The 22,853-nt window shown below is 67.8% G+C and carries 25 protein-coding genes and 1 riboswitch; of the genes, 16 read left to right on the top strand and 9 right to left on the bottom strand.

Annotation, left to right across the window (positions count from 1 at the left end; genetic code table 11):
* Positions 1 to 3 precede the first annotated feature (3 nt).
* Genes nagZ through scpB form a run of 3 tightly spaced genes read left to right on the top strand, consistent with a single transcriptional unit; the run spans position 4 to position 2,527 of the window.
* The gene (nagZ, locus tag ACO2Q1_RS07190; protein ID WP_423328812.1) at positions 4 to 1,056 is read left to right on the top strand and encodes a beta-N-acetylhexosaminidase; all 1,053 of its coding nucleotides are present in this window, start codon (positions 4 to 6) and stop codon (positions 1,054 to 1,056) included.
* Complete coding sequence (locus ACO2Q1_RS07185; RefSeq protein WP_423328811.1) at positions 1,053 to 1,874, top strand: segregation and condensation protein A; 822 nt, start codon at positions 1,053 to 1,055, stop codon at positions 1,872 to 1,874. The genes nagZ and ACO2Q1_RS07185 overlap by 4 nt, the downstream gene beginning before the upstream one ends.
* The gene (gene scpB, locus ACO2Q1_RS07180) at positions 1,871 to 2,527 is read left to right on the top strand and encodes an SMC-Scp complex subunit ScpB (RefSeq protein WP_423328810.1); all 657 of its coding nucleotides are present in this window, start codon (positions 1,871 to 1,873) and stop codon (positions 2,525 to 2,527) included. The genes ACO2Q1_RS07185 and scpB overlap by 4 nt, the downstream gene beginning before the upstream one ends.
* Here scpB and ispH read toward each other — a convergent pair.
* Complete coding sequence (ispH, locus tag ACO2Q1_RS07175; protein ID WP_423328809.1) at positions 2,524 to 3,498, bottom strand: 4-hydroxy-3-methylbut-2-enyl diphosphate reductase; 975 nt, start codon at positions 3,496 to 3,498, stop codon at positions 2,524 to 2,526. The genes scpB and ispH overlap by 4 nt on opposite strands.
* A 165-nt stretch (positions 3,499 to 3,663) precedes the next feature.
* Here ispH and ACO2Q1_RS07170 point away from each other — a divergent pair, with 165 nt between their 5' ends.
* From ACO2Q1_RS07170 to ACO2Q1_RS07150, 5 genes are read left to right on the top strand one after another with little or no spacing between them, the layout of a single operon-like run.
* The gene (locus ACO2Q1_RS07170; protein WP_423328808.1) at positions 3,664 to 4,332 is read left to right on the top strand and encodes a Tat pathway signal sequence domain protein; all 669 of its coding nucleotides are present in this window, start codon (positions 3,664 to 3,666) and stop codon (positions 4,330 to 4,332) included.
* A complete protein-coding gene (gene argS / locus ACO2Q1_RS07165; protein WP_423328807.1) occupies positions 4,329 to 6,131 on the top strand; it encodes an arginine--tRNA ligase in 1,803 nt (600 codons plus the stop codon). The genes ACO2Q1_RS07170 and argS overlap by 4 nt, the downstream gene beginning before the upstream one ends.
* A 47-nt stretch (positions 6,132 to 6,178) precedes the next feature.
* Positions 6,179 to 6,418: a FitA-like ribbon-helix-helix domain-containing protein gene (locus ACO2Q1_RS07160; RefSeq protein ID WP_423328806.1), complete on the top strand. Its 240-nt coding sequence runs from the start codon at positions 6,179 to 6,181 to the stop codon at positions 6,416 to 6,418.
* On the top strand, positions 6,322 to 6,846 hold the full coding sequence (locus tag ACO2Q1_RS07155) for a type II toxin-antitoxin system VapC family toxin (RefSeq protein WP_423328805.1): 525 nt from the start codon (positions 6,322 to 6,324) through the stop codon (positions 6,844 to 6,846). Before ACO2Q1_RS07160 ends, ACO2Q1_RS07155 begins: the two co-directional genes overlap by 97 nt.
* On the top strand, positions 6,843 to 7,853 hold the full coding sequence (locus ACO2Q1_RS07150) for an adenosine deaminase (RefSeq protein WP_423328804.1): 1,011 nt from the start codon (positions 6,843 to 6,845) through the stop codon (positions 7,851 to 7,853). The genes ACO2Q1_RS07155 and ACO2Q1_RS07150 overlap by 4 nt, the downstream gene beginning before the upstream one ends.
* A 260-nt stretch (positions 7,854 to 8,113) precedes the next feature.
* Here ACO2Q1_RS07150 and ACO2Q1_RS07145 read toward each other — a convergent pair whose 3' ends face one another.
* Positions 8,114 to 9,082, bottom strand: coding sequence for a class 1 fructose-bisphosphatase (locus ACO2Q1_RS07145; RefSeq protein ID WP_423328803.1), 969 nt, complete (start codon positions 9,080 to 9,082; stop codon positions 8,114 to 8,116).
* A 119-nt stretch (positions 9,083 to 9,201) separates the two neighbouring features.
* Positions 9,202 to 9,300, top strand: a riboswitch (glycine riboswitch).
* 154 nt (positions 9,301 to 9,454) lie between these two features.
* On the opposite strand from ACO2Q1_RS07145, the gene gcvT reads away from it, so the two are divergent.
* The 6 genes from gcvT (at position 9,455) to ACO2Q1_RS07115 (ending at position 15,388) form a co-directional block, all read left to right on the top strand.
* A complete protein-coding gene (gcvT, locus tag ACO2Q1_RS07140) occupies positions 9,455 to 10,573 on the top strand; it encodes a glycine cleavage system aminomethyltransferase GcvT (RefSeq protein ID WP_423328802.1) in 1,119 nt (372 codons plus the stop codon).
* Positions 10,574 to 10,583: 10 nt separating this feature from the next.
* On the top strand, positions 10,584 to 10,949 hold the full coding sequence (gcvH, locus tag ACO2Q1_RS07135; protein WP_423328801.1) for a glycine cleavage system protein GcvH: 366 nt from the start codon (positions 10,584 to 10,586) through the stop codon (positions 10,947 to 10,949).
* A gap of 233 nt (positions 10,950 to 11,182) precedes the next feature.
* Positions 11,183 to 12,529 carry an aminomethyl-transferring glycine dehydrogenase subunit GcvPA gene (gcvPA, locus tag ACO2Q1_RS07130; RefSeq protein WP_423328800.1) on the top strand — a complete coding sequence of 449 codons (1,347 nt, stop codon included), beginning with the start codon at positions 11,183 to 11,185 and terminating at the stop codon, positions 12,527 to 12,529.
* 2 nt (positions 12,530 to 12,531) lie between these two features.
* Positions 12,532 to 14,100, top strand: a complete 1,569-nt coding sequence (gene gcvPB / locus ACO2Q1_RS07125) for an aminomethyl-transferring glycine dehydrogenase subunit GcvPB (protein WP_423328799.1) — start codon at positions 12,532 to 12,534, stop codon at positions 14,098 to 14,100.
* Between the two features lie 258 nt (positions 14,101 to 14,358).
* Positions 14,359 to 14,778, top strand: coding sequence for a PGPGW domain-containing protein (locus ACO2Q1_RS07120; RefSeq protein WP_423328798.1), 420 nt, complete (start codon positions 14,359 to 14,361; stop codon positions 14,776 to 14,778).
* A gap of 136 nt (positions 14,779 to 14,914) precedes the next feature.
* On the top strand, positions 14,915 to 15,388 hold the full coding sequence (locus tag ACO2Q1_RS07115; RefSeq protein ID WP_423328797.1) for a DUF6789 family protein: 474 nt from the start codon (positions 14,915 to 14,917) through the stop codon (positions 15,386 to 15,388).
* 84 nt (positions 15,389 to 15,472) lie between these two features.
* Here ACO2Q1_RS07115 and ACO2Q1_RS07110 read toward each other — a convergent pair whose 3' ends face one another.
* The 7 genes from ACO2Q1_RS07110 to ACO2Q1_RS07080 form a co-directional block, all read right to left on the bottom strand.
* A complete protein-coding gene (locus ACO2Q1_RS07110; RefSeq protein ID WP_423328796.1) occupies positions 15,473 to 15,988 on the bottom strand; it encodes a F0F1 ATP synthase subunit B in 516 nt (171 codons plus the stop codon).
* Positions 15,988 to 16,527 carry a hypothetical protein gene (locus tag ACO2Q1_RS07105; protein WP_423328795.1) on the bottom strand — a complete coding sequence of 180 codons (540 nt, stop codon included), beginning with the start codon at positions 16,525 to 16,527 and terminating at the stop codon, positions 15,988 to 15,990. The genes ACO2Q1_RS07110 and ACO2Q1_RS07105 overlap by 1 nt, the downstream gene beginning before the upstream one ends.
* Positions 16,528 to 16,610: 83 nt before the next feature.
* Positions 16,611 to 16,835: a F0F1 ATP synthase subunit C gene (locus tag ACO2Q1_RS07100; RefSeq protein ID WP_292170694.1), complete on the bottom strand. Its 225-nt coding sequence runs from the start codon at positions 16,833 to 16,835 to the stop codon at positions 16,611 to 16,613.
* Positions 16,836 to 16,893: 58 nt separating this feature from the next.
* Positions 16,894 to 17,679 (bottom strand): F0F1 ATP synthase subunit A, encoded by a 786-nt coding sequence (locus ACO2Q1_RS07095; protein ID WP_423328794.1) that lies wholly within the window; start codon positions 17,677 to 17,679, stop codon positions 16,894 to 16,896.
* Between the two features lie 3 nt (positions 17,680 to 17,682).
* Positions 17,683 to 18,048 (bottom strand): AtpZ/AtpI family protein, encoded by a 366-nt coding sequence (locus ACO2Q1_RS07090; RefSeq protein ID WP_423328793.1) that lies wholly within the window; start codon positions 18,046 to 18,048, stop codon positions 17,683 to 17,685.
* 179 nt (positions 18,049 to 18,227) lie between these two features.
* Positions 18,228 to 19,433 carry a tRNA preQ1(34) S-adenosylmethionine ribosyltransferase-isomerase QueA gene (queA, locus tag ACO2Q1_RS07085; RefSeq protein ID WP_423328792.1) on the bottom strand — a complete coding sequence of 402 codons (1,206 nt, stop codon included), beginning with the start codon at positions 19,431 to 19,433 and terminating at the stop codon, positions 18,228 to 18,230.
* Between the two features lie 50 nt (positions 19,434 to 19,483).
* Positions 19,484 to 20,932, bottom strand: a complete 1,449-nt coding sequence (locus tag ACO2Q1_RS07080; RefSeq protein ID WP_423328791.1) for a helix-turn-helix domain-containing protein — start codon at positions 20,930 to 20,932, stop codon at positions 19,484 to 19,486.
* A gap of 154 nt (positions 20,933 to 21,086) precedes the next feature.
* Between ACO2Q1_RS07080 and ACO2Q1_RS07075 the strand changes: the two genes are divergently transcribed.
* Both ACO2Q1_RS07075 and ACO2Q1_RS07070 read left to right on the top strand, forming a co-directional pair.
* Positions 21,087 to 21,296, top strand: a complete 210-nt coding sequence (locus ACO2Q1_RS07075; RefSeq protein ID WP_423328790.1) for a hypothetical protein — start codon at positions 21,087 to 21,089, stop codon at positions 21,294 to 21,296.
* Between the two features lie 89 nt (positions 21,297 to 21,385).
* Positions 21,386 to 22,822, top strand: a complete 1,437-nt coding sequence (locus tag ACO2Q1_RS07070; protein WP_423328789.1) for a sensor histidine kinase — start codon at positions 21,386 to 21,388, stop codon at positions 22,820 to 22,822.
* Positions 22,823 to 22,853 lie beyond the last annotated feature (31 nt).

Genomic DNA, 22,853 nt, shown 5'->3' with positions numbered 1-22,853 from the left:
CCGGTGACCACGGCCGCCATCTACGGCTGTCACGGGACGGTTCTCGGCGACGAGGAGCGGGCGTTCTTCGCCGAGCAGAAGCCGTGGGGCTTCATCCTGTTCCGCCGCAATGTGGAAAGCCCGGACCAGGTGCGTCGCCTGACGGACTCCCTGCGCGACAGCGTCGGCCGGGACGCGCCGATCCTGGTCGATCAGGAGGGCGGTCGGGTGCAGCGGCTGGGCCCGCCGCACTGGCCGAAATACCCGCCGGGCGAAGCCCTTCTGAAGGCGACCAATGATCCGCTGACGGCACGCGAACTGGCGCGGCTGGGCGGACGGCTGATGGCGCACGACCTGCGGGCGGTCGGGATCAACATCGATTGCGCCCCCGTGCTGGACGTGCCGGTAGCGGGCGCCCACGACATCATCGGCGACCGGGCCTACGGCCCCGACCCGGCGAGCGTGATCCAGATCGGCCGCGCCGTGGCCGAGGGGTTGATGGCGGGCGGCGTGCTGCCGGTGATCAAGCACATGCCCGGCCACGGCCGCGCCTTCGCCGACACCCACAAGGAACTGCCGACGGTTCACGCCGACCTGGAGCACCTGTCCGCCTGGGACTTCGTCCCGTTCCGGGCGCTGTCGGACATGCCGATCGGAATGACGGCGCACATCGTGTTCACCGCCATCGACAGGAAGCGCCCCGCCACCCAGTCGAAACGGGCGATCCGGCTGATCCGGGAAGAGCTGGGGTTCGGCGGTCTGCTGCTGTCTGACGACCTGGTGATGAACGCGCTGAGCGGCTCGCTGACCGAGCGGGCGGAAAAGTCGCTGAAGGCCGGCTGCGATCTGGTGATCCACTGGAACGGCGATCTGGACCAGATGCGTCAGGTGGCCGAAGGGGTCGGCAAGCTGAAGGGCGGCGCGGCGCGGCGGGCGGAGGCGGCCCTGGCGCGGATCGTTCGCGATCCCGAACCGCTGGACGAGCGGGAGGCGCGGGCGCGCTTCGACGCCATGCTGGCGGGACGTCTGAACGCCGCCAAGGGGCCCGATGTCGGGGAGGCGCAGGCGCCCTCATGACCGAGGCCTTCCAGCCCAATCTGGATTTCACCGCCGTGGAGGCGGCCGAAGACCGCGAGGCCTTCGTGGTGGATCTGGACGGGTATGAGGGGCCGCTCCACGTCCTGCTGGCGTTGGCGCGGACGCAGAAGGTCGATCTGCTGAAGCTGTCGATCACGAAACTGGCCGAGCAATATCTGGCGTTCGTGCACGAGGCGCGGCGGCGCAACTTCGCTCTGGCGGCCGACTATCTGGTGATGGCGTCCTGGCTGGCCTACCTCAAGTCGCGGCTGCTGCTGCCGCGCACGGAGAAGGCCAAGGGCGATGAGCCGCCGGCCGAGCAGATGGCCGCGCAGCTGGCCTTCCGGCTTCAGAAGCTGGAGGCCATGCGCAAGGCGTCGGACGCCCTGCTGGAGCGGCCGCAACTCAAGCGCGACGTGTTCACGCGCGGCGACCCGCAGGCGACGGTGATCGTGCCGTCCGACCGTGTCGACGCCAGTCTGTATGAGCTGATGGCCGCCTATGTGGCCCAGCGGCGCCGGGAGCAGGCGCGCCAGTACAACCCCGGTCGTCGCGTCGAGGCCTTTCCGCTGGAGGCGGCGCGCGACTGGCTGCGCGAGGTCATGCCCCGGCTGGAGGCCTGGACCACCCTGTCGGCCATCGCGCCGGAACGGGACGGCGGTGAAGGGCCCAGTCAGGCCAGCTATGTCGCCTCGACCCTGTCGGCCAGTCTGGAACTGGTGAAGGAGGGGGCGATGGACGTGCGCCAGGAGGCGGCGTTCGGGGACGTCTGGCTGAAACGTCGGGGGCAGGGTCTGCCCCTGGAACTGACGCCATGACCCTCGATTTCACTCCGGACCTGGCCGAGATCGAACGGCGCGTGGAGGCGCTGCTGTTCGCCGCCGCCGGTCCGCTGTCGGTCGCAGAAATCGCGCGTCGCCTGCCCGAAGGGGCTGATGTCGGCGGCGCCCTGGCTGCGCTGCGAACCCGTTACCTCGGCCGGGGTGTCGAACTGGTCGAGGTGGCTGAACGGTGGCGGTTCCAGACGGCCGAGGATCTGGGTTTCCTGATGACCGAGGAGCGCGAGGAGCCGCGCCGTCTGTCCAAGGCCGCGCTCGAGACCCTGGCCATCATCGCCTATCACCAGCCGGTCACCCGGGCGGAGATCGAGAGCGTGCGGGGCGTCTCCATCTCCAAGGGGACCCTGGACCTGTTGCTGGAGATGGGATTCGTGCGCCTGCGAGGGCGTCGACGCACTCCGGGGCGGCCTGTCACCTATGCGACGGCGGACCGGTTCCTCGAGCATTTCGGCCTGGCGCGGCTGGATGATCTGCCCGGGGTGGCGGAGATGAAGGCGGCCGGTCTGCTGGACCTGTCGCTGCCCGCCGGTTTCGAGACGCCGGATCCGTCGCGGGCGCTGGGCGGCGATGACGAAGACCCGATCGAGGACGGCGATGCGCCCGAGTTCGCCCAGGATTTCGTGGGCGGCTAAGCCGTCAGCGCCCGCGGCAGTTTGAAGGTGACGGTTTCCCGCTGACCGGGGTCGTCGGACAGGGTGACGTCGAACCGTTCCTGGATGGCGGCGATCAGGGCCTGGATCAGGGGCTCGGGCGCCGAGGCGCCGGCGGTGATGCCGACGGTGCGGACGCCGTCGAACCACCGCCAGTCGACCTGGGAGGCGTCGTCGACCAGCTTGGCCTGGGTGGCGCCGGCGCGACGCGCCACCTCGACCAACCGGACCGAGTTGGAGCTGTTGGGCGATCCCACCACCAAGACGAGGTCCGAGCCGTCGGCCAACTGCTTCACCGCCTCCTGACGATTGGTGGTGGCGTAGCAGATGTCTTCCTTGTGCGGGTCGGGCAGGTCGGGGAACCGCTGCTTCAGAACCCGCACGATCTCGGCCGTGTCGTCCAGCGACAGGGTGGTCTGGGTGACATAGGCCAGGGGCCGGTCGTCGTCGGGCGCGAAGGCCAGCGCGTCCTCGACGGTCTCGATCAGGGTGATGGCGCCGTCCGGCAACTGGCCCATCGTGCCGATGACCTCGGGATGGCCGGCGTGGCCGATCAGCAGGATGCGACGGCCGGCCGCATGGTGACGCTCCGCCTCGACGTGGACCTTGGACACCAGGGGGCAGGTGGCGTCGAGAAACAGCATCTCCCGCTTGCGCGCCGCGGCAGGCACGGCCTTGGGCACGCCGTGGGCGGAGAACACGACGGGACGATCATCCGGACACTCGTCCAGTTCACGCACGAAGACGGCGCCCAGCGCCTTCAGCCGTTCCACCACATGTTTGTTGTGCACGATCTCGTGGCGGACATAGACCGGCGCGCCGAACCGCTCGATGGCGCGCTCGACGATCTGGATGGCGCGATCCACCCCGGCGCAGAAGCCGCGTGGCGTGGCGAGGCGTACGTTCAGCGGGGGTTTGGTCGGCGAAGGGTTGAGGAAGGCAGGGGCGTCCATGCCGCCAATCTAGTCGTTCGGGCCGGTCGCCGCCATGGAAACCGCGCGCCAGACCGCCCCGCCGTTTGCCGCGCCTCGGTTTAGCCGCTATCAGCACCCAGCGTGGCGGGCTCGCGGATCGGGCCACGGCCGCGTCTTCCATTCGCCTGTCGGATACCGTCCCTGATGCGTCGCGTCCTCGCCTCCTCCCTCGCGCTCATGACCGCCGTTTCGGCTCTGTCATTCGGCGCCCTGACCTCCGCCGAAGCCCAGACCGGCCAGCGCCAGCGTCCGCAGGGCGGACAGGGCGCCCAGGAGGAAGAACAGGAGCGGCGCCCCGCCCGGCTGGGCGTGCTGCGCCAGCGCGCCAACGCCGGTCCGTGCCCGTATGTCAAAATCCTCTACGACGCCGCCCGCTATGTGGAGATCGCCAACAACCAGCCCGCCCTGGCCAACATCGGCTACACCGGCGAGCTTCAGGGCGTGCGGTCCGGTTGCAGCTATCGCGGCGATGAACCGATCACCGTCGAGATCAACGCTCTGGCCTATTTCGGGCGCGGCGCCCAGGCGACCGGGGATCAGCGCACCTATCGTTACTGGGTGGCGGTGACCGAGCGGAACACCGCCGTCCTGGCCAAGGAATATTTCGACATCCCCGTCGACTTCAAAGGCGGCCAGACCGCCAGCGCCGAGATCGAACGCACCGTCGTCATTCCTCGCGCCTCGACCACGGTGAGCGGGGGCAATTTCGAGGTGCTGATCGGCTTTGACGTGACGCCGGAGATGGCGGAGTTCAACCGCAGCGGCAGCCGTTTCCGCGTCACCGCCGGCAGCGCGGCGCCCGCCGGACAATGACCGACCTCAAGACGGAGCTGGGCGAAGCGGTCGCGGCCGCCTTCGCCGCCGAAGGCGTGGACGCGGCCGTCGCGCGCGTGACCACGTCGGACCGGCCGGATCTGGCCGACTTCCAGTCCAACGGCGCCCTGGCCGCCGCCAAGGCGCTGAAGGCCAATCCGCGCGATCTGGCGGGACGTGTGGCCGAGCGTCTGTCCGGCGATCCGCGCCTGACCTCTGTCGAGGTGGCGGGACCGGGCTTCATCAACTTCAAGCTGGCGGACGCAGCCCTGGCGAAGCGCGCGGCGGATGTCGCCGCCGACGCCGACCATGCAGGCGCCTCTCTGGTCGCTGCGCCGCGCAAGGTCGTGATCGACTACGCCGGGCCAAACGTGGCCAAGCCGATGCACGTCGGCCACCTGCGCTCGTCCATCATCGGCGAGAGCCTGAAGCGGCTGTTCCGCTTCCGGGGCGACACGGTCTGGGGCGACGCCCATTTCGGCGACTGGGGTTTCCAGATGGGGCTGCTGATCGTCGCCACGGGCGACGAGGGGAGGGCGGACGCCTTCCTGGTCGAGGGCGACGGACCGTTCCCGGCCGAAAGCCCGGTGTCGCTGGAAGATCTGGAGCGGCTGTATCCTCTGGCCGCCGGCCGCGCCAAGGAAGACGCCGACTATCGCGACCGCGCCCGCAAGGCGACGGCGGAACTGCAGGCCGGGCGGCCCGGCTATCGCGCCCTGTGGAAGCATTTCGTCGCCGTCAGCCGCACGGCGCTGGAGCGCGAGTTTTCTGCCCTGTCGGTCACCTTCGACCTGTGGAACGGCGAATCCGACGCTGATCCGCTGATGCCCGAGATGATCGCTCATCTGGAGGCGACCGGCCTGCTGGTCGAGGATGGCGGGGCGCGCGTCGTCCATGTCGCCGGGCCGGGAGAGACGCGCAAGAAGAAGCTGGCCGACGGCTCGGTGATCGAGGCGCCCAGCCCGCCGCCGTTGCTGGTCATCTCGTCCGAAGGTTCGGCCATGTATGGCACGACCGACCTGGCGACCATTCTGGACCGCCGCAAGTCGATCGACCCCGATCTGATCCTTTATGTCGTCGACGAGCGTCAGGCCGAGCATTTCGAGCAGGTGTTCCGCGCCGCCCGCCTGGCCGGATACGCGGGCGAAGGCGCGCTGGAGCATCTCGGCTTCGGCACCATGAACGGCACGGACGGAAAGCCCTTCAAGACCCGCGCGGGCGGGGTGCTGAAACTGCACGACCTGATCACCCAGGCCACCGACAAGGCGCGCGAGCGGCTCAACGAGGCCCATCTGGGCGAGGACCTGTCGCCGGAGGAGTTCGAGGCCACGGCCCACAAGGTGGCCATCGCGGCGCTGAAGTTCGCCGACCTTTCGAACGCCCGGACGACAAGTTACGTCTTCGACCTCGACCGCTTCATGAGCTTCGAGGGCAAGACCGGGCCCTACCTTCTGTACCAGTCGGTGCGGATCAAATCCTTGCTGCGCAAGGCGGCCGACCAGGGCCTGACGCCGGGCGCGATCGTCATCGCCGAACCGGCCGAGCGCGACCTGGCCCTGACGCTGGACGCCTTCGATCAGGCGGTCTCGGACGCCTATGACAAGCGGATGCCGCACCTGATCGCGGAACACGCCTATCGGCTGGCCCAGTCGTTCTCGAAATTCTATGCGGCCTGCCCGGTGCTCATCGCGCCGGACGAGGCGATCAAGGCCTCGCGCCTGGCCCTGTCGAAGGCGGCGCTGGACCAACTGGTCATCGCCCTGAACCTGCTGGGCATCGAGACGCCGGAGCGGATGTAGGCGGCAGATCTTCGGTGTGCTATATCTGCTAGCAGAGGAGTGTGGCGATGCCCGTGAATCTGCATGTTCGAAATGTCGATGATGATATCGCCCTGGCGTTGAAGAAGCGCGCGCAAGCCAATGGTCAGTCGGCAGAGGCCGAGCATCGCGAAATCCTTCGGCGCGCCCTGGCGCCTCGGATCGACTCGGAATGGGAGCGGCGCGCGGCGGCTCTGCGCGAAGCGACCAAGGGGCGGCTGACCATCCCGTCCGAAATCCTGATCCGCGAGGACCGCGACAGTCGATGATTGTCGTAGATGCGAGCGTGGCGGTGCAGGTCGTCCTGGACGAGCCGGGCAGCGCCATCGCAATGGCCGCGCTACGCGCTCGCACCTGGTCGGCGCCGGATCTGATCTTTCCCGAGTGCGCGAACATCATCTGGAAGCGGCATCGGCTGGGCGAGATCGACGCGCATCAGGCCGATGAAGCTGTCCAGCTGATCGAGGCGCTGAACATGTATACGGAGCCTTCTCGGCGGCTCATTCGTCGCGCGTCCGGCCTATCGCGCGCGCTGGATCATTCGGCCTATGCCTGCTTCTATCTGGCCCATGCGGAAGATCTGCAGGCTCTCATGCTGACGGCCGACAGCAAGCTGATCAACAAGGTCAGACAGTCGAAAGCTGTGAATGTGGAGATGCTGAGTCTCCCTGAATTCGCGAAGGAAATCGGACTATGACCGACCTCGACGCCTTCATCGCCGGCCTGCCCAAGGCGGAACTGCATCTGCACATCGAGGGCAGCCTCGAGCCCGAACTGATGTTCGAGCTGGCGCAAAGGAACGGGGTGTCGATCCCGTTCGACAGCGTCGAGGCCGTGCGCGCCGCCTATGATTTCTCGAACCTGCAGGACTTCCTCGACATCTATTACGCCGGGGCCAATGTCCTGCTGACCGAGCGGGACTTCGAGGACCTGGCCTTCGCCTATTTCCAGCGGGCGGCGGCGGACAATGTTCGCCACGCCGAAATCTTCTTCGATCCCCAGACCCACACGGACCGGGGCGTGTCCATGGCGGCGGTCATGGAGGGGTTGCTGCGAGGCATGGAGCGTGCCGAGGCAGAACTCGGCGTGACCTCGAAGCTGATCCTCTGTTTCCTGCGTCATCTGGACGAGGAGGCGGCGTTCGTGACCCTGACGGCGGCGGCGCCATGGCTGGACCGGATCGAGGGGGTGGGTCTCGATTCGTCAGAGGTGGGTCATCCGCCGTCGAAGTTTGAACGGGTGTTCGCGCGCGCCCGCGAACTGGGTCTGAAACTCGTCGCCCATGCCGGGGAGGAGGGGCCGCCCGCCTATGTGCATGAGGCGCTGGACCTGCTGCACATCGACCGCATGGACCACGGCAACCGCTCGATGGAGGATGAGGGCCTGATCGAGCGACTGGCGGCCGAGCAGATGACCCTGACCGTCTGTCCGCTGTCGAACCTGAAGCTCTGCGTGGTCCACGACCTGAAGGACCATCCCGTGCCCGAGATGCTGCGGCGCGGCCTGCATGTGACGCTGAACTCGGACGATCCGGCCTATTTCGGCGGCTATGTGAACGCCAACTACGCTGAACTGGCCAAGGCGACGGGGCTGACGCGTGATCAGCTGACGCAGATGGCCATCAACAGCTTCGAGGGCAGCTTCCTGTCGGACGCCGACAAGGCCGCCCGGATCGCCGAGGTCAGGGCCTACGCGGCCCAATAGTCGAGGTTTCGGGCCTTCGCCCCTTGGAGGGATGACGGCGTAAGGCCTGGAAACCAACCTGGGCCTTAGTCGGGTCGAGTGGCGGCGGCTCTTCTCCTCCGCGCACCCCGGCGAAGGCCGGGGTCCAGATGGAAGATGCAGTCGCCTGGGCCGCCGCCATGGTCCGAAAGGCCGGCCGTCGCGGTCCGCGGTCTGGATCCCGGCCTTCGCCGGGATGCACGGAGGCGGAGATTGCAGACCGCCAACACCAGAGAAAGTTGCTACGCCGCCGCGATCTGATCGACCTCATTGGCCGAACCGAGGGCCACCGGAATGCGCTGGTGCAGGCGTTCGGGCACGACGTCCAGGATCGACGCCACGCCGTCCAGGGTCGCCTTGCCGCCTGCCTGTTCGACCAGGAAGGCCATGGGGTTGCCCTCGTACATCAGACGCAGCTTGCCGGCCTTTTCAGGTTCGCGCCGGTCCCACGGATAGAGAAAGACGCCGCCGCGCATCAGGATGCGGTGCACGTCGGCCACCATGGCGGCGACCCAGCGCATGTTGAAATTCTTCCCGCGCGGGCCGTCGGCGCCTTCCAGGCAGGCGGCGATGTAGCGTTGCACGCCCCCGGCCCAGTGGCGCTGGTTGGACATGTTGATGGCGAACTCTTTCGTGTCGGCCGGGATGCGGATGTCGGGATGAGTGAGAACCCAGCTTCCGTCGGCCGCCAGGGTGAAACCCGTCACACCCGCGCCCGTCGTCAGCACCAGCATGGTCTGGGCGCCGTAGAGGGCGTAGCCGGCCGCGACCTGGCGGCGGCCGGGTTGCAGGAAGTCGGCCTCAGTGGGGGTGGGGGAGAAGCCCTTCAGCACCGAGAAGATCGTCCCGACCGGGGCGTTGATGTCGATGTTCGACGATCCGTCCAGCGGATCGAACATCACCAGATACTCGCCCGTGGCGTGGGCGGCGGGCTGGGTGACGTCCATTTCCTCAGAGCCGACGCCGGCGACGACGGGACTGGCCAGGAGGGCGTCGGTCAGGATGTCGTTGGCGATGACGTCGAGCTTCTTCTGCTCCTCGTCCTGCACATTGACCGCGCCAGAAGCGCCCAGAACGCCCGACAGCGCACCGCCGGCGACCAGATCGCTGATCTCGGCGCAGGTCTGCGCCAGGACCTCCAGCACGGTCTTCAGGCCGTCCGGCGCCTGAACGGCGGCGAGGTGGGCGTCGAAGCTGGGGCGGTCGGTCATGTCGCTTCCTTGCGGAGATCCGGCGATCGCTCCTTCTGGCCGCGCCCCGGAGGCGTGACAAGGCCTTGATTGCGGTCCGGCGGCGCTTGACTTGGAGACGGAGTCGGGGCCTTAGGTCGTTCGCTCTCGCGGGAGAGATCAGGTCCGGTGCGCCGGGCTTTGACGCCGAAGGCGCAACCGCCCCGGAAACGCTCAGGCAAACGGACCGCGAAGCACGTTAGACGCTGGAAAGTCGCCCCCGGTCCGCCGGAATAGGGCGCGCCGACGGAGCAAGCCCCGGATCAGGTCCGGAGCGGAATCTCTCAGGCTTCAGGACAGCGGGGGCGCGAGGACGGCGGGAAACCGCTTCACGACGCGACTCCGGAGCCTGACATGAGCGACACCCCCCTCAAGACCACGGCCCTGAACGCCGCGCACCGGGCGTTGGGCGCGCGCATGGTCGGCTTCGGCGGCTATGACATGCCGGTCCAGTATGAAGGCGTGCTGGCCGAGCATCGCTGGACCCGCGAGCATGCGGGCCTGTTCGACGTGTCGCACATGGGCCAGTGCCGCATCACCGGCGCCGACGCCATCGCCCAGTTCGAGCGCTTCGTCCCCGGCGACTATGCGATCCTGAAGCCGGGCAAGCAGAAATATTCACTGCTGCTGAACGCCGAAGGCGGGATCATCGACGACCTGATGGCGGGCAAACCCGACGAAGACGGCCTGTTCGTCGTCGTCAACGCGGGCAACAAGGATGAGGACTTCGCGTTCTGGAACGCCAACCTGTCGGGCGATGCTAAGCTGGAGATCCTGGCCGATCGCGCCCTGATCGCCATTCAGGGGCCGGAAGCGGCCGCCGTCATGGCCGCCCACGAGCCGGCCCTGGCCGAAATGGGCTTCATGGATTCGGCGCGGATGACCTTGTTCGGGGTCGACGCCTATATCTCGCGTTCTGGCTACACGGGCGAGGACGGCTATGAGATCTCCGTGCCGAACAGCGACTCCGAGCGCATCTGGACCCTGCTGCTGAGCGACGCGCGTGTGAAGCCGATCGGCCTGGGCGCACGCGACAGTTTGCGTCTGGAGGCCGGCCTGCCGCTGCATGGCCACGACATCGACCCGACGACCGACCCGGTCGAGGCGGCCCTGACCTTCGCCCTGTCCAAGTCGCGCAAGGAGCGCGCGGACTTCCCCGGCGCCGACCGCATCCTGAAAGGCCTGGCTGACGCGCCGTCGCGCGTGCGGGTCGGCCTGGTCGTCAAGGAGGGCGCCCCGGCCCGCGAAGGCGCCGAGATCGCGGATGCGGATGGAAACCTGATCGGCAAGGTGACCTCCGGCGGACCGTCGCCGTCGCTCGGCAAGAACATCGCCATGGGTTATGTCCCGCCGGCCTTCGCGGCCCTGGGCACGGAGCTGAAGGTCATCGTGCGCGGCAAGCCCGCCGCCGCCGAGGTGATCGACACGCCGTTCGTGCCGCAACGCTACTATCGCAAACCCAAGACCGTCTGAGGACACAGCCATGAAGTTCACCAAGGATCACGAGTGGGTCAGCCTGGACGGCGACATCGCGACCGTCGGCATCTCGCAGCACGCCGCCGACGCCCTGGGCGACGTGGTGTTTGTCGAGGTGCCGGAAGTCGGCAAGACGGTTTCCAAGGGCGACAGCTTCGCCGTGGTCGAGAGCGTCAAGGCGGCGTCGGACGTCTACGCCCCCGTCTCCGGCGAGGTGGTCGAGGCCAATGACGCCCTGTCGACCGCCCCGGAAACCGTCAACGGCGCGCCGCAGGGCGACGGCTGGTTCGCGAAGATCAAGGTGTCGGACGCCTCGGAGCTGGACGCCCTGATGGATCATGCCGCCTACGACGCCTTCCTCGCGACCCTCTGATTTCTCAGGGAGCGCTTGTCATCCCGGCCGAAGCGAAGCGCAGAGCCGGGACGCACGAGGCTCCCGCCTTCGCGGTCCCGGAGAGCGAAGCTCATCCGGGGCACGCATCGATCATCCTTCCCTTGTCCCGGTTCAGCCCTGCGGGCCGACCGGGACGGAAATATCAAAGGCCCCTCCTGTCCCGGCTCTCCGCTTCGCTTCGGCCGGGATGACAAGCGGAATGTGAACCGAACATGCGTTATCTCCCCCTGACGCCCGACGACCGCACGGCGATGCTCGCCGCCATCGGGGCGAAATCCGTCGATGACCTGTTCGTGGACGTGCCCGAGGCCGCCCGGCGCGACGGCTTCGTCGACCTGCCGCGCGTGGCGGGTGAGCTGGAGGTGGAGCGGACCCTGTCGCGCATGGCGGCCAGGAATGCGGCGGCGGGATCGGTCCCGTTCTTCTGCGGGGCGGGGGCCTATCGTCACCATGTGCCGGCGACGGTGGATCACATCATCCAGCGGTCGGAGTTCCTGACCTCCTACACCCCCTACCAGCCGGAGATCGCCCAAGGGACGCTGCAGTATCTGTATGAGTTCCAGACCCAGGTTGCGAACCTGACCGGCATGGATGTGGCCAACGCCTCCCTCTACGACGGCTCGACCGCGATGGCCGAGGGTGTGCTGATGGCGACGCGGGTGACGCGCCGGAACAAGGCCGTCATCTCTGGCGGAGTGCACCCCCACTATGTCCGGGCGACCGAGACCGTGGTTCACGCGGTGGGCGTGGAGACCGAGGCCCTGGCCGCCGCCGTGGACGCCGAGGACGCCGTCATCGCCGCCATCGACAACGACACGGCCTGCGTCGTCGTCCAGACCCCGAACGTCTTCGGCACGGCCACCGATGTGACCAAGATCGCCGAGGCCGCCCACGCCGCCGGCGCCCTGCTGATCGTCGTGGTCACCGAGGCCGTCTCCATGGGCCTGCTGAAATCGCCCGGCGAGATGGGCGCCGACATCGTCGCGGCCGAGGGCCAGTCGATCGGTAACGCCCTGAACTTCGGCGGACCTTATGTCGGCCTGTTCGCCACGCGCGAGAAGCTGCTGCGCCAGACGCCCGGCCGCTACTGCGGCGAGACGGTGGATGCGGATGGCCGTCGCGGCTTCGTCTTGACCCTGTCGACGCGCGAACAGCACATCCGTCGTGACAAGGCGACGTCGAATATCTGTACGAACTCGGGCCTCTGCACCCTGGCCTTCACCATCCACATGAGCCTGCTGGGCGAGACGGGACTGCGGAAAATGGCCCTGCTGAACCACGAGAAGGCGGTGGCGACCCGTGATGCGCTGGCGGCCATTCCGGGCGTGGAAGTCCTGACCCCGCGCTTCTTCAACGAGTTCGCGGTGCGCCTGCCGAAGAGCGCTGCCGAGGTGGTCCAGACCCTGGCAGATCACCATGTTCTGGCCGGCGTGCCCTACAGCCGCCTGAACCCTGGCGCGGGCATGGATGACGTCCTGCTGGTCGCCGCGACCGAGACGACGCTGGATGCGGACATCCAGATCCTCGCCAAATCGCTGACCAAGGTCCTGGGAGCCTGACCATGAGCACCATGAACACCGTCGGCCGTCCGACCACCCCCAACGCCGTGGAATCCAAACCCGCCACCCTGACCGGGGCGCGGGGCCTGTTGCAGGACGAGGCCCTGATCTTCGAGGGCGAGGGCTGGGGCAAGACCGGCGTCGACCTGCCGGAGCCCGCCACGACCGGCGCCGACCTCGGCGATCTGGTCCGCAAGGACCCGATCGGCCTGCCGGGCCTGAGCGAGCCCGAGGCGATGCGCCACTATGTGCGCCTGAGCCAGAAGAACCACGCCATCGACCTGGCCATCTATCCGCTGGGCTCGTGCACGATGAAGCACAACCCGCGCCTGAACGAGAAGATGGCGCGCCTGCCGGGCTTCTCGGACATCCACCCGTTGCAGCCGCAGTCGACGGTCCAGGGTGCGCTGGAGCTGATGGACACCCTGGCCCACTGGCTGACGACCCTGACCGGCATGCCCGCCGTGGCCCTGTCGCCCAAGGCCGGCGCCCACGGCGAACTGTGCGGCCTGATGGCCATCCGCGCCGCCCACGAAGCCAAGGGCGAGCATGAGCAGCGCCGCAAGGTGCTGGTCCCGACCTCGGCTCACGGCACCAACCCCGCCACCGCCGCCTTCGTCGGTTATTCGGTGGTCGAGGTGGCCCAGACCGACGACGGCCGCGTGGACGTGGCTGATCTGGCCGCCAAGCTTGGCCCGGACGTCGCCGCCATCATGGTGACCAACCCCAACACCTGCGGCCTGTTCGAGCGCGACATCCTCGAGATCAGCCGCCTGACGCACGAGGCGGGGGCCTATTTCTACTGCGACGGGGCCAACTTCAACGCCATCGTCGGTCGGGTGCGCCCGGGCGACCTGGGCGTCGACGCCATGCACATCAACCTGCACAAGACCTTCTCCACGCCCCACGGCGGCGGTGGTCCGGGCGCGGGTCCGGTGGTGCTGTCGGAAGCCCTGGCGGCTTTCGCCCCGGCCCCCTGGGTCGTGAATGCCGGCGACGGCTTCAAGCTGGTCGAGCGTGAGGAAGACGAGGCGGCGCAAGCCTTCGGCCGCCTGTGCGCCTTCCAGGGTCAGATGGGCATGTATGTCCGCGCCCTGTCTTACATGATGAGCCACGGCTCCGACGGCCTGCGTCAGGTCGCCGAGGACGCCGTCCTGAACGCCAACTACATCAAGGCCCGCCTGCAGGACCTGATGTCTCCGGCCTTCCCCGACGGGCCCTGCATGCACGAGGCCCTGTTCGACGACGAATGGCTGAAGGGCACGGACATCACCACGCTCGACTTCGCCAAGGCGATGATCGACGAGGGCTTCCACCCGATGACCATGTATTTCCCGCTGGTCGTCCACGGGGCCATGCTGATCGAGCCGACTGAAACGGAATCCAAGGCCGAGTTGGACCGCTTCATCCACGCTATGCGCCTTCTGGCCGAGGCGGCCAAGGCGGGCGATACGGACCGGTTCAAGGGCGCGCCCTTCCATGCGCCGATGAAGCGGCTGGATGAAACGCGCGCGGCCCGTTCCCCGCGCCTGCGCTGGGTCGCGCCTGAGGGGTCCAATCAGGCGGCCTGACGCCTGTCGCAGCATCCGAGAGGGAAGGGGCCGTCCGAAGGGGCGGCCCTTTTCACTGCGCCATTTCGGCCACGGCCTTGGGCGGCCTTCGGATCATGACCAAACCTTCACCGTTCAGCCTCGGTTCAGACACCGAAGCGGATTGTAAATCCTATTGTGGCAGTGTCGCCACGTAGGGGGCTTTTCGTCCGCTGCGTGGACCCGGTGAGGACCGGGGACGTTGTCTCAAGGACCTGCAACTCCCAACTGGTGGTCATCGTGACCTTCGCCGCGCCCGCCCTGCCTGGACTTCGCCCACGCCCTTCCGGCGGCGTCTTCCGCTGGCTGAAGCGCAGCTCGATGCTGATGCTGGGTCTGGTTGTCGTGCTTCTGGGCATATTGATCGCCCCGCTGCCCGGTCCCGGCGGCGTGCCGGTCATCGCCCTGGGGCTGATCCTGATTCTGCGCAGCTCGTACCGGGCCAAACGCTACTTCATCCGCGCCCAGCACGCCCGGCCGCGCTGGGTCTATCCCTTCCGTCGTCTGCTGCGCCGCAACCCGGAGTTCGGGCCGGTCTTCTGGCAACAGGCGCTGCGGGCCGAAAAGATGGTCGAGAAGGTGGTGCTGCGTCGCCGCTACAGACGCCTGATCCGGCTCAGGAAAAAGATGCGCCGCATGTGGCGCCGCGCCTTCGGCTAAGCCTTTCGCGCTGCGACTTCGCATTCGCGAAGCACGGTTTTGTGAAATCCTGTTCCTAACCGCCTCGACCAGACAGGCGTAACCTCCCCCTGCGTTATCGGAACGAACAGAAGCGTTGGGAGGCGCTCTCGTTATGATGTCACGCGTAAAAATGGGCATGATGGCCGGCGCGGCCGCCACGGCTGTGGTCGTGGTGCTGGAGTTGGTCAACACCCTGGGCGGACCCTGGTTCACCCCCTTTCCAAACCTCGTCGCCCACATGATCGGCATGGACGGCCAGCCCATTGTCGGCTGGGTCGCCCACATCATCACCGGCGTGGTGATCCTCGGCTCGCTGTTCGGCTATCTGTGCCCACGGCTGCCCACCGACACCTTCGCCACAAAGGGGATCGTCTTCGCGGTCGGCGCCTTCGTGGTGATGATGACGGGGATCTTCCTGCTGGGCGATCGGGCCACCTTCGCCGGTGACGGCGGATTCGGCGTCGTGGCGTGGCTGCTGATCACCAATGTGGTGTTCGGCATCGTCATGGGCATGGTCTACGGCCGGCTGGTCCAGCGCGAGAAGCGGCTGGCCCGCGAGATGGCGGCCGGCGGCATTCCCGCCCACTGACCAACGAAAAGGCCCCGCGGCGGAACCGCGGGGCCTCGCATGATGTCGCGATCGTCGCCGGTCGTCAGTTCAGGTCGCCGGTCGTCAGTTCAGACGCTGGCCGATCTGGCTGATGGCGGCGTCGAGCAGAGGGTCGGCCTTCTGGGTCGCCGCACGGGCGGTCAGGATGGCTTCGGCCTGTTGCACGGCCAGGTCGGCGGCGGAGGCCTTCACCTCGGCGGCGGCTTGGGCTTCGGCCTGGGCGATGCGGCGCTCAGCCAGGGCCTGACGACGGGCGAGGGTTTCTTCCAGTTTGGCCTTGGCCTCGGCTTCCAGCGTCCGGGCGTCAGCCTCGGCGGCCTTCAGCATATCGGCGGCCTGGGCCTCGGCCTCGGCCTTTTCGGCGCGGATCTGGGCCAACAGGGCCTCGGCCTCGGCGCGCAGACGGGCGGCCTCGTCCAGGTCAGCCTGAATCTTGGCGGCCTTGGCGTCCAGTTGGCCGCCCACCAGCTTGGGCACGCCGGCGAAGATCAGGATGCCGAAAAAGATCAGCAGGCCGATGCCGACCCACAGCTCGGGATTGTCGAGGCTGTACATGTGGGGGTCGAGGAAATGCGGCATCAGACGGATCCCTTCAGCTCGGCGGCCGTCGCGGCCTTGCCGGTCAGGCGTTCGACGATGGCGGCGGCGGTATCGGAAGCAATCGTTGCGACGTTGGCCATCGCTGCATCGCGGGTCTTGGCGATGGCGGCCTCGGCGGTCTCGATGCGGGCGTTCACTTCAGCTTCCTGGACGGCGGCGCGTTCGGCGGCTTCGGCGGTCACTCGGGCCTTGGCCTCGGCGGCGACCCGGCGGGACTCCGCGCGCGCCTGTTCCACCTCGGCCTTAGCGGCGGCGGCCTGTTCGGCGGCCTCGGCCTGGACCTTGCGAGCCGTTTCGACAGCGCCGGAGATGGTGTCGCGACGCTCGTCCATCACACGACGCAGGCGCGGCGCGAAGACCTTGGCGATCAGAATATAGAGCAGGAAGAACAGGACCAGCAGATAGCCCATCTGCCCGGCCCAGTGCTGGGCCTCGAATTGGGGCAGTCCACCGCCATGGCCCTCGGCCTCGGTGGTCGCGGCGTGGGCGCCGTCCGTCTGCATGTGGGGATCAGCCATGATCCGTCAGCCTGTCTTTGAAAATTGAGGCGGCGGCGGCGCGATCGAACACGCGCCGCCGCCTGCCGGAAGTCAGTTCGGTATCAGCCCAGCCAGGCCAGGATGCCCAGCACGAAGGCCAGGATGCCCAGGGCCTCGACCAGGGCGGCGCCGACGAACAGGTTGCCGACTTGCGAAGCGGCGGCCGACGGGTTGCGCAGGGCGCCCGCCAGGAAGTTGCCGAAGATGTTGCCCACGCCGATGCCGGCGCCGAGCATGCCCAGGGTGGCCAGGCCGATACCGAAGTACTTGAAGGATTCGGCTTCCATGTTGAGTTTCCTATTCAGTCAGGGTTGGAAGGTGGGGAGTTCGAACTGTTTCGCAGCCTTAGTGGCCGTGACCCAGGTTGACCACATCGTTGAGATAGATGCTGGCCAGAACGGCGAAGACGAACGCCTGCAGGAAGGCGACGAGGAATTCGAGGGCGGTCAGGCCGACCACCATGCCCATCGACAGGGCGGCCACCGGCAGACCCAGCAGGCCCAGCCCGCCGCCCGCAGCCAGGGCGCCCATCGACACCACGAAACCGGCGAAAATCTTGAGCGCGATATGGCCGCCCAGCATGTTGCCGAACAGACGAAGCGCGAGGGTGATCGGGCGAAGCAGGAAGGACAGGAATTCGATCAGCCCGACGACCGGACGGATCAGCAGCGGCGCGCTGGTCGGCCAGAACAGCAGGAAGAAGCCCAGGCCGTTCTTGGCGAAGCCGACGCCGATAACGAGCAGGATGGTGAGAAGCGCCAGTGTGCCCGTGACCGCCAGCTGCGACGTGGCGGTGAAGGTCAGGAACATGCCGAGCAGGTTCATGCCGAGCACCAGCAGGAACAGGGTGAAGACGAACGGGAAATACTTCCGGCCGTCGTGACCGATGATCGAATCCGTCACCCCGTCGATCATGCCGAACAGCGTCTCGCCGGCGGCCTGGAGCCGGCCTGGAACGACCTTGGCGTTCGACGTCACCAGCGTGAGGAACAGAACCACCAGGCCGAAGGCGATGGTCATGGCGATGTGCGAGTTCGTGATCGCCAGGTCGGTCTGGCCGAAAACGGGCAGCACGACGTCGGGAAGATCGACGACCTTGTGGATTTCAAATTGTTCGATCGGACCAGCCAAGGCCTATCGCTCCTCGTCTTCCTCGTCGTCGAAGGGGATCGATTTCGGTTCGACCCCGCTCGCCTTCGCCTGCGCCATCAGCCGGTTGGCCGTGCGGCGCGCCATGTAAATCGACAGGGCGAAACCCAGCAGGGTTCCGCCGATAATGCCCCACGGCGTGGTTCCGGCGAACCGGTCCACGATGAAGCCCAGTCCCAGTCCGACAAGCACCCCGCCGATCAGCTCGGCAATGATCTTGTAGGCCTGGCTCGTCACCGCCTGAGCCGCCAGGTGCTCGGACGTCTTCGGAGCCGTCGCCGCCTCCAGGTCAGATGCGCGTTCGTTGAGGCGTTTGATCGCCTCTTCGCGCGATTCCGTTGGAGTGGACATGGGTTGTGTTCGCTCAGCGTCCCGGCGGGCCGGAACGGGGTCTGAATTCGGCGCGGAACCTATAGGCGGGGCCTTCACAGGTCAAGGTGTGTTACAGTGGACTTAAGTCCATGTTTTTGCGTCGGTTTGAGCTTCACCGGCCAGGCGGCGGCGATGCGTCGCGGCGCCCGGCCGGCGAGTCAGGCCCGGAACAGGAGGGAGCCGTCGCCGTAGGAATAGAAGCGGTAACCGCTGTCGATGGCGTGGGTGTAGGCCGCCTTCATGACCTCAAGCCCGGCGAAGGCGGACACCAGCATGAACAGGGTCGATTTCGGGAGGTGGAAGTTGGTCATCAGCACGTCGGCGGCCCGAAACCGGTAGCCGGGCGTGATGAAGATGGCGGTGTCGCCGTGGAAGGGCCGGACCACGCCGTCCTCGCCGGTCGCCGATTCGAGCAGGCGCAGGGAGGTGGTGCCGATGCAGACGATCCGGCCGCCGGCGGCGCGCACGGCGTTCAGCGCATCGGCCGAGGCGGCGGAGACCTCGCCCCATTCGCTGTGCATCCGGTGTTCGGCCAGGTCCTCCGCCTTGACCGGCAGGAAGGTCCCGGCGCCGACGTGCAGGGTGACGGCGTGGGTCGAGACGCCGCGAGCGGCCAGGGCGTCCAGCAGGCCGGGGGTGAAGTGCAGGCCCGCGGTGGGGGCCGCCACGGAACCGTCGTGTTCGGCGAAGACGGTCTGATAGTCAGCCCGATCCTGATCGTCCTCGGGGCGCTTCGCGGCGATATAGGGCGGCAGGGGCATGACGCCGACATCGCGGACGGCGTCGTCCAGCGCCGGACCCGCCAGGTCGAAACGCAGAGTGACCAAACCGTCGTCGGATTTGGCGAAAACTGTCGCTGACAATGTCCTTCTCCCCTCGGGGGAGAAGGTGGGCCCGGAGGGCTCGGATGAGGGGGGCGTGTCCGCGACGCCGTCGGTGAGGGTCTCGTCCGTTTCCGGGAGCCCCCTCAACCGTCTCGCTTCGCGAGCCACCTTCTCCCCCGAGGGGAGAAGGGACGTAAATGTGATCCGGTCGCCGACCTTGATCCGCTTGCCCGGCTTCATGAAGGCCGACCAGACATCAGGCGCGTCGCGGTGGTGCAGGGTGGCCTCGACCTCGACCGTCAGGGTCTGGCCGTCGGGGCCCTGACGATGACGCAGACCGGACATCCGCGCCGGGATGACGCGGGTGTCGTTGAACACCAGGGCGTCGCCCGGCTGAAGCAGGTCGGGCAGGTCGCGGATGATGCGATCTTCGACACCGCCGTCGTGCACGACCAGCAGGCGCGCGGCGTCGCGGGGCTGGGCCGGGCGCAGGGCGATGCGGTCCTCGGGCAGATGGAAATCGAAATCGGCCGTCTTCATCGGCGGCCTTGGCGCATGAAGCCGTCGCCCCGTCAACCGCGGCGGTCGGCTCAGGCCCCGGCGAAGGGGTGGGCGCTGACCGACTTGGACCAGTCGTCGACGGTCAGCGGGCGATCGACCGGCGGTGCGGCGCGCTCGGCGCAGGGGTGGCGATGGCACAGGCGGCAGGCCGGTCCGATGGGCGTCACGGACGGCGAGGTCAGGTCCAGGCCGCGCGCATAGATCAGCCGGTGCGCGTGCCGCAGTTCGCAGCCCAGGCCGATGGCCAGATCGTGACCTTCGGTCGAGGGTTCGCCGCTCCAGGCCTGGCCGCCGTGACGCGTGACGGTCCGCGCCAGGGTGAACCAACGGCCGCCGTCCGGGGTCTCGATGATCTGGGTCACGACCCGCCCTGGCGTGCGAAAGGCCGCATACAACTTCCAGCGCGGGCAGGCGCCGCCGAAGCGGGCGAACGGAAAGTCACCGGCGGCGTGGCGCTTGGACACGTTCCCGGCCTGATCCGTCCGCATCAGGAAGAAGGGCACGCCCCGCGCGGTCGGACGCGACAGGGTGGTCAGGCGATGGGCCGCCTGTTCGAAGCCCACTCCGAACCGGGCCATGAGGCGGCTCAGGTCATAGCCGGTCTCTTCCGCCGCGCGCTGGAAGGCGGCGTAGGGCATCAGCAGGGCGGCGGCCAGATAGTTGGTCAGGGAGACCTTCAGCAGGTCGCGCGCCGCCGCATCGGGCATGGCGGCGGCGTCGGCCAGGGCGTCGAGCCGGGCGCCGTGTTCGATCAGGACCAGCTGATAGGCGCAGGCGAAGGCGCGGGAGGAGGGGCCCAGCGCCTCGGACAGCAACAGGCGTCCACGATGCGGGTCATAGCGCCGCGTCCATTCCACCATGACCTCGATCGGCATGATCCGGACCGACAGGCCGTGCCGCGCCAGCAGGCGGGCGCGGATGCGGACGTCCAGGGCCTCGCCCGACAGGCCCGGCGCCGCGGCGTTCAGTTCGGCGTTCAGCGCCTCGCCGAGAGCGTCAAGCTCGGGGAAATGGTTGTCGTGGGACTGGATGTAGTCTCGCACATGATCGGCGGGCGTGGCCTCCAGAGCGGCGCCGGCGCGATCCGCCTCGGCGCGCGCCCGGTCGCGCCGGTCAGCGAAGGCGCGATAGAGGCGGACCAGGGCCTCGGCCGCGGCGGGCGCCTCCTCGGCGAGATGCTGCGCCTCGTGACGCGGCACGGCCAATCCGGCGAACACCGGATCGGCGAACAGTTCGCCCAGCTGTTTGGGATCAGGTCCGGCGGTGCGGGCCAGGGCGCGCAGATCGACGTCGTAGGTCTCTGCCAGACGCAGCAGAAGCTGGGCCGAGACGGGCCGCTGGTTACGCTCGATATGGTTCAGATAGCTGGGCGAGACGCCCAGATCGGCGGCCATCGCCGTCTGGGTCAGGCCCAGGTCGCGACGCAGCCGCTTCAGCCGACCGCCGAGGAAGAGCTTGCGATCCTGTGAGGCGTCCATGATCGCAGGATGTCATGAAATGACTTCATCGGAAAGTCATACAGTGACAAAATGACTTCAATTGCGCTCGATAAGCAGTACAAAATGTGACTGTGGCGTGTTTTCCTCGGCGTGTCCTCGCCGTGTCGGCGGGACGATTGCAAGGAGACCGGCCATGGAGCCCCTGACCCGACCGCAGGCGATCATCGATTTCTGCCTGGCCCCCCTGAACCTGACGCCCGGCGGCGAGGCCGAGGGTGAGGTTCGTCGTCGGCTGGAACATGTGATCAAGACCTTGCAGGCCAAGGCGCCGCGCCCGATCGCCGTCGACTTCTCGACCATGCCGTCCCAGGTCATCAATGAAGCGGCCCACGGCTACGAATGAGGACCGTCGTCATGATCCCGTGTCGGAGGCGGTGCTAGACGGACCGAATCGGCGCCTCCTGCGTCGTGATGGAGGATCCGCGCCCGCCCATGCCGCTGGACCATTCCCCTTCGCCGGTGGCGCCGACGGAGTCCTCTCCCCTGTGGACCAGCGGGGCGGCGGCGATTCTGGCTGTCGTCATCATGCTGATCCTCGCGGCGGTGCGGCCCGATATGGCGCTGTGGTTGCTGGGGGGGGCGGCGGTGGTCGGTGCGGCCGCCTGGGCCGGGATGCAGCACAAAACCGGGTCCGTGAATCCGGCGTTCGCGTCGTCAAACCTGGCTGGCGAAGCGGCGCCCGTCGGGTCACCGCCTCGCAGTCTGGACGCCGCCCTGCTGGACAGCGTGTTCGAGGCGCTGAACGATCCGATCCTGATCGTGGCGGGAGGCGAGGCCGACGATCTGGCCGGGCGTCGCATCGTCCTGGCCAATGCGGCGGCGCGTGATCTGTTGAAGGTGCCGCGCGAGGGCGGTCTGCTGGTCAGCTTTGTCCGCGATCCGGGCGTGCTGGAGGCTGTTGACGAAGCCCTGTTCGGCGGCGTCGCCTCGGCGACCGACTATTCCGCCAGCGGCGCGCGCGAGCGGCACTGGCGCGCCTGGGTCCAGCCGCTGAAACTGGATCCGGCGCGACCTCTGGCCATCCTGGGGTTGCGGGACGAGACCGACGTGCGTCGGATGGAGCTGATGCGGGTCGATTTTCTGGCCAACGCCAGCCACGAGCTGCGGACGCCGCTCGCCTCCCTGTCCGGCTTCATCGAGACTCTGAAGGGACACGCCAAGGAGGATCCGGTCGCGCGCGATCGCTTCCTCGACATCATGTCGGCCCAGGCGGACCGGATGAGCCGGCTGGTGGCGGACCTGCTGTCGCTCAGCCGCATCGAACTGAATGAACATATTCCGCCGTCCGGCCGCGTGGATCTGGGGCGCGCCGCCGCGGACGTGGTCGACGCCGTCAGCGTCCTGTCCCGCGAAAAGGGCGTGACCGTCAGGCTGGAAGCGCCGGCCGAACGCGCCACCGTGGACGGCGATCGGGACGAGATCGTTCAGGTGATCCAGAACCTGACCGACAATGCGATCAAATACTCCGGCCCAGGCCAGACCGTGGAGATCGTGATCGAGACCGATCTCGCGCTGGACACGGCCCAGGGGCCACGCCGCGAGGGGGCCACGCGTCTCTCGCTCGTGACGCCGGATCGCGAGGCGGGGGTCCGGTACGCCGCCGTTCGCGTGCGCGATCATGGGCCGGGCATGGCCCGGGAGCACCTGCCGCGCCTCACCGAGCGGTTCTATCGCGTCGAAGGCCAGAAGAGCGGCGGCGACCGGCCGGGCACGGGCCTGGGGCTGGCCATCGTCAAACACATCGTCAACCGCCACCGTGGCGGACTGGCGGTGGAAAGCGCGTTGGGGGACGGTGCAAGTTTCTGCGCCTATTTCCCCCTGGCGGCTCGGCCGGAGTCCAGCACGGATACCGCCGGACCGACGCCGTAACAGAACTGTCATCGGGCCGTCTTAATCCGCT

It is taken from the genome of Brevundimonas sp. VNH65 (assembly GCF_049445955.1).
In the GTDB taxonomy this organism is placed as follows: domain Bacteria; phylum Pseudomonadota; class Alphaproteobacteria; order Caulobacterales; family Caulobacteraceae; genus Brevundimonas.
Note: the sequence above shows the minus strand (reverse complement) of the source record. Positions and strands in the feature narration are given on the sequence as shown.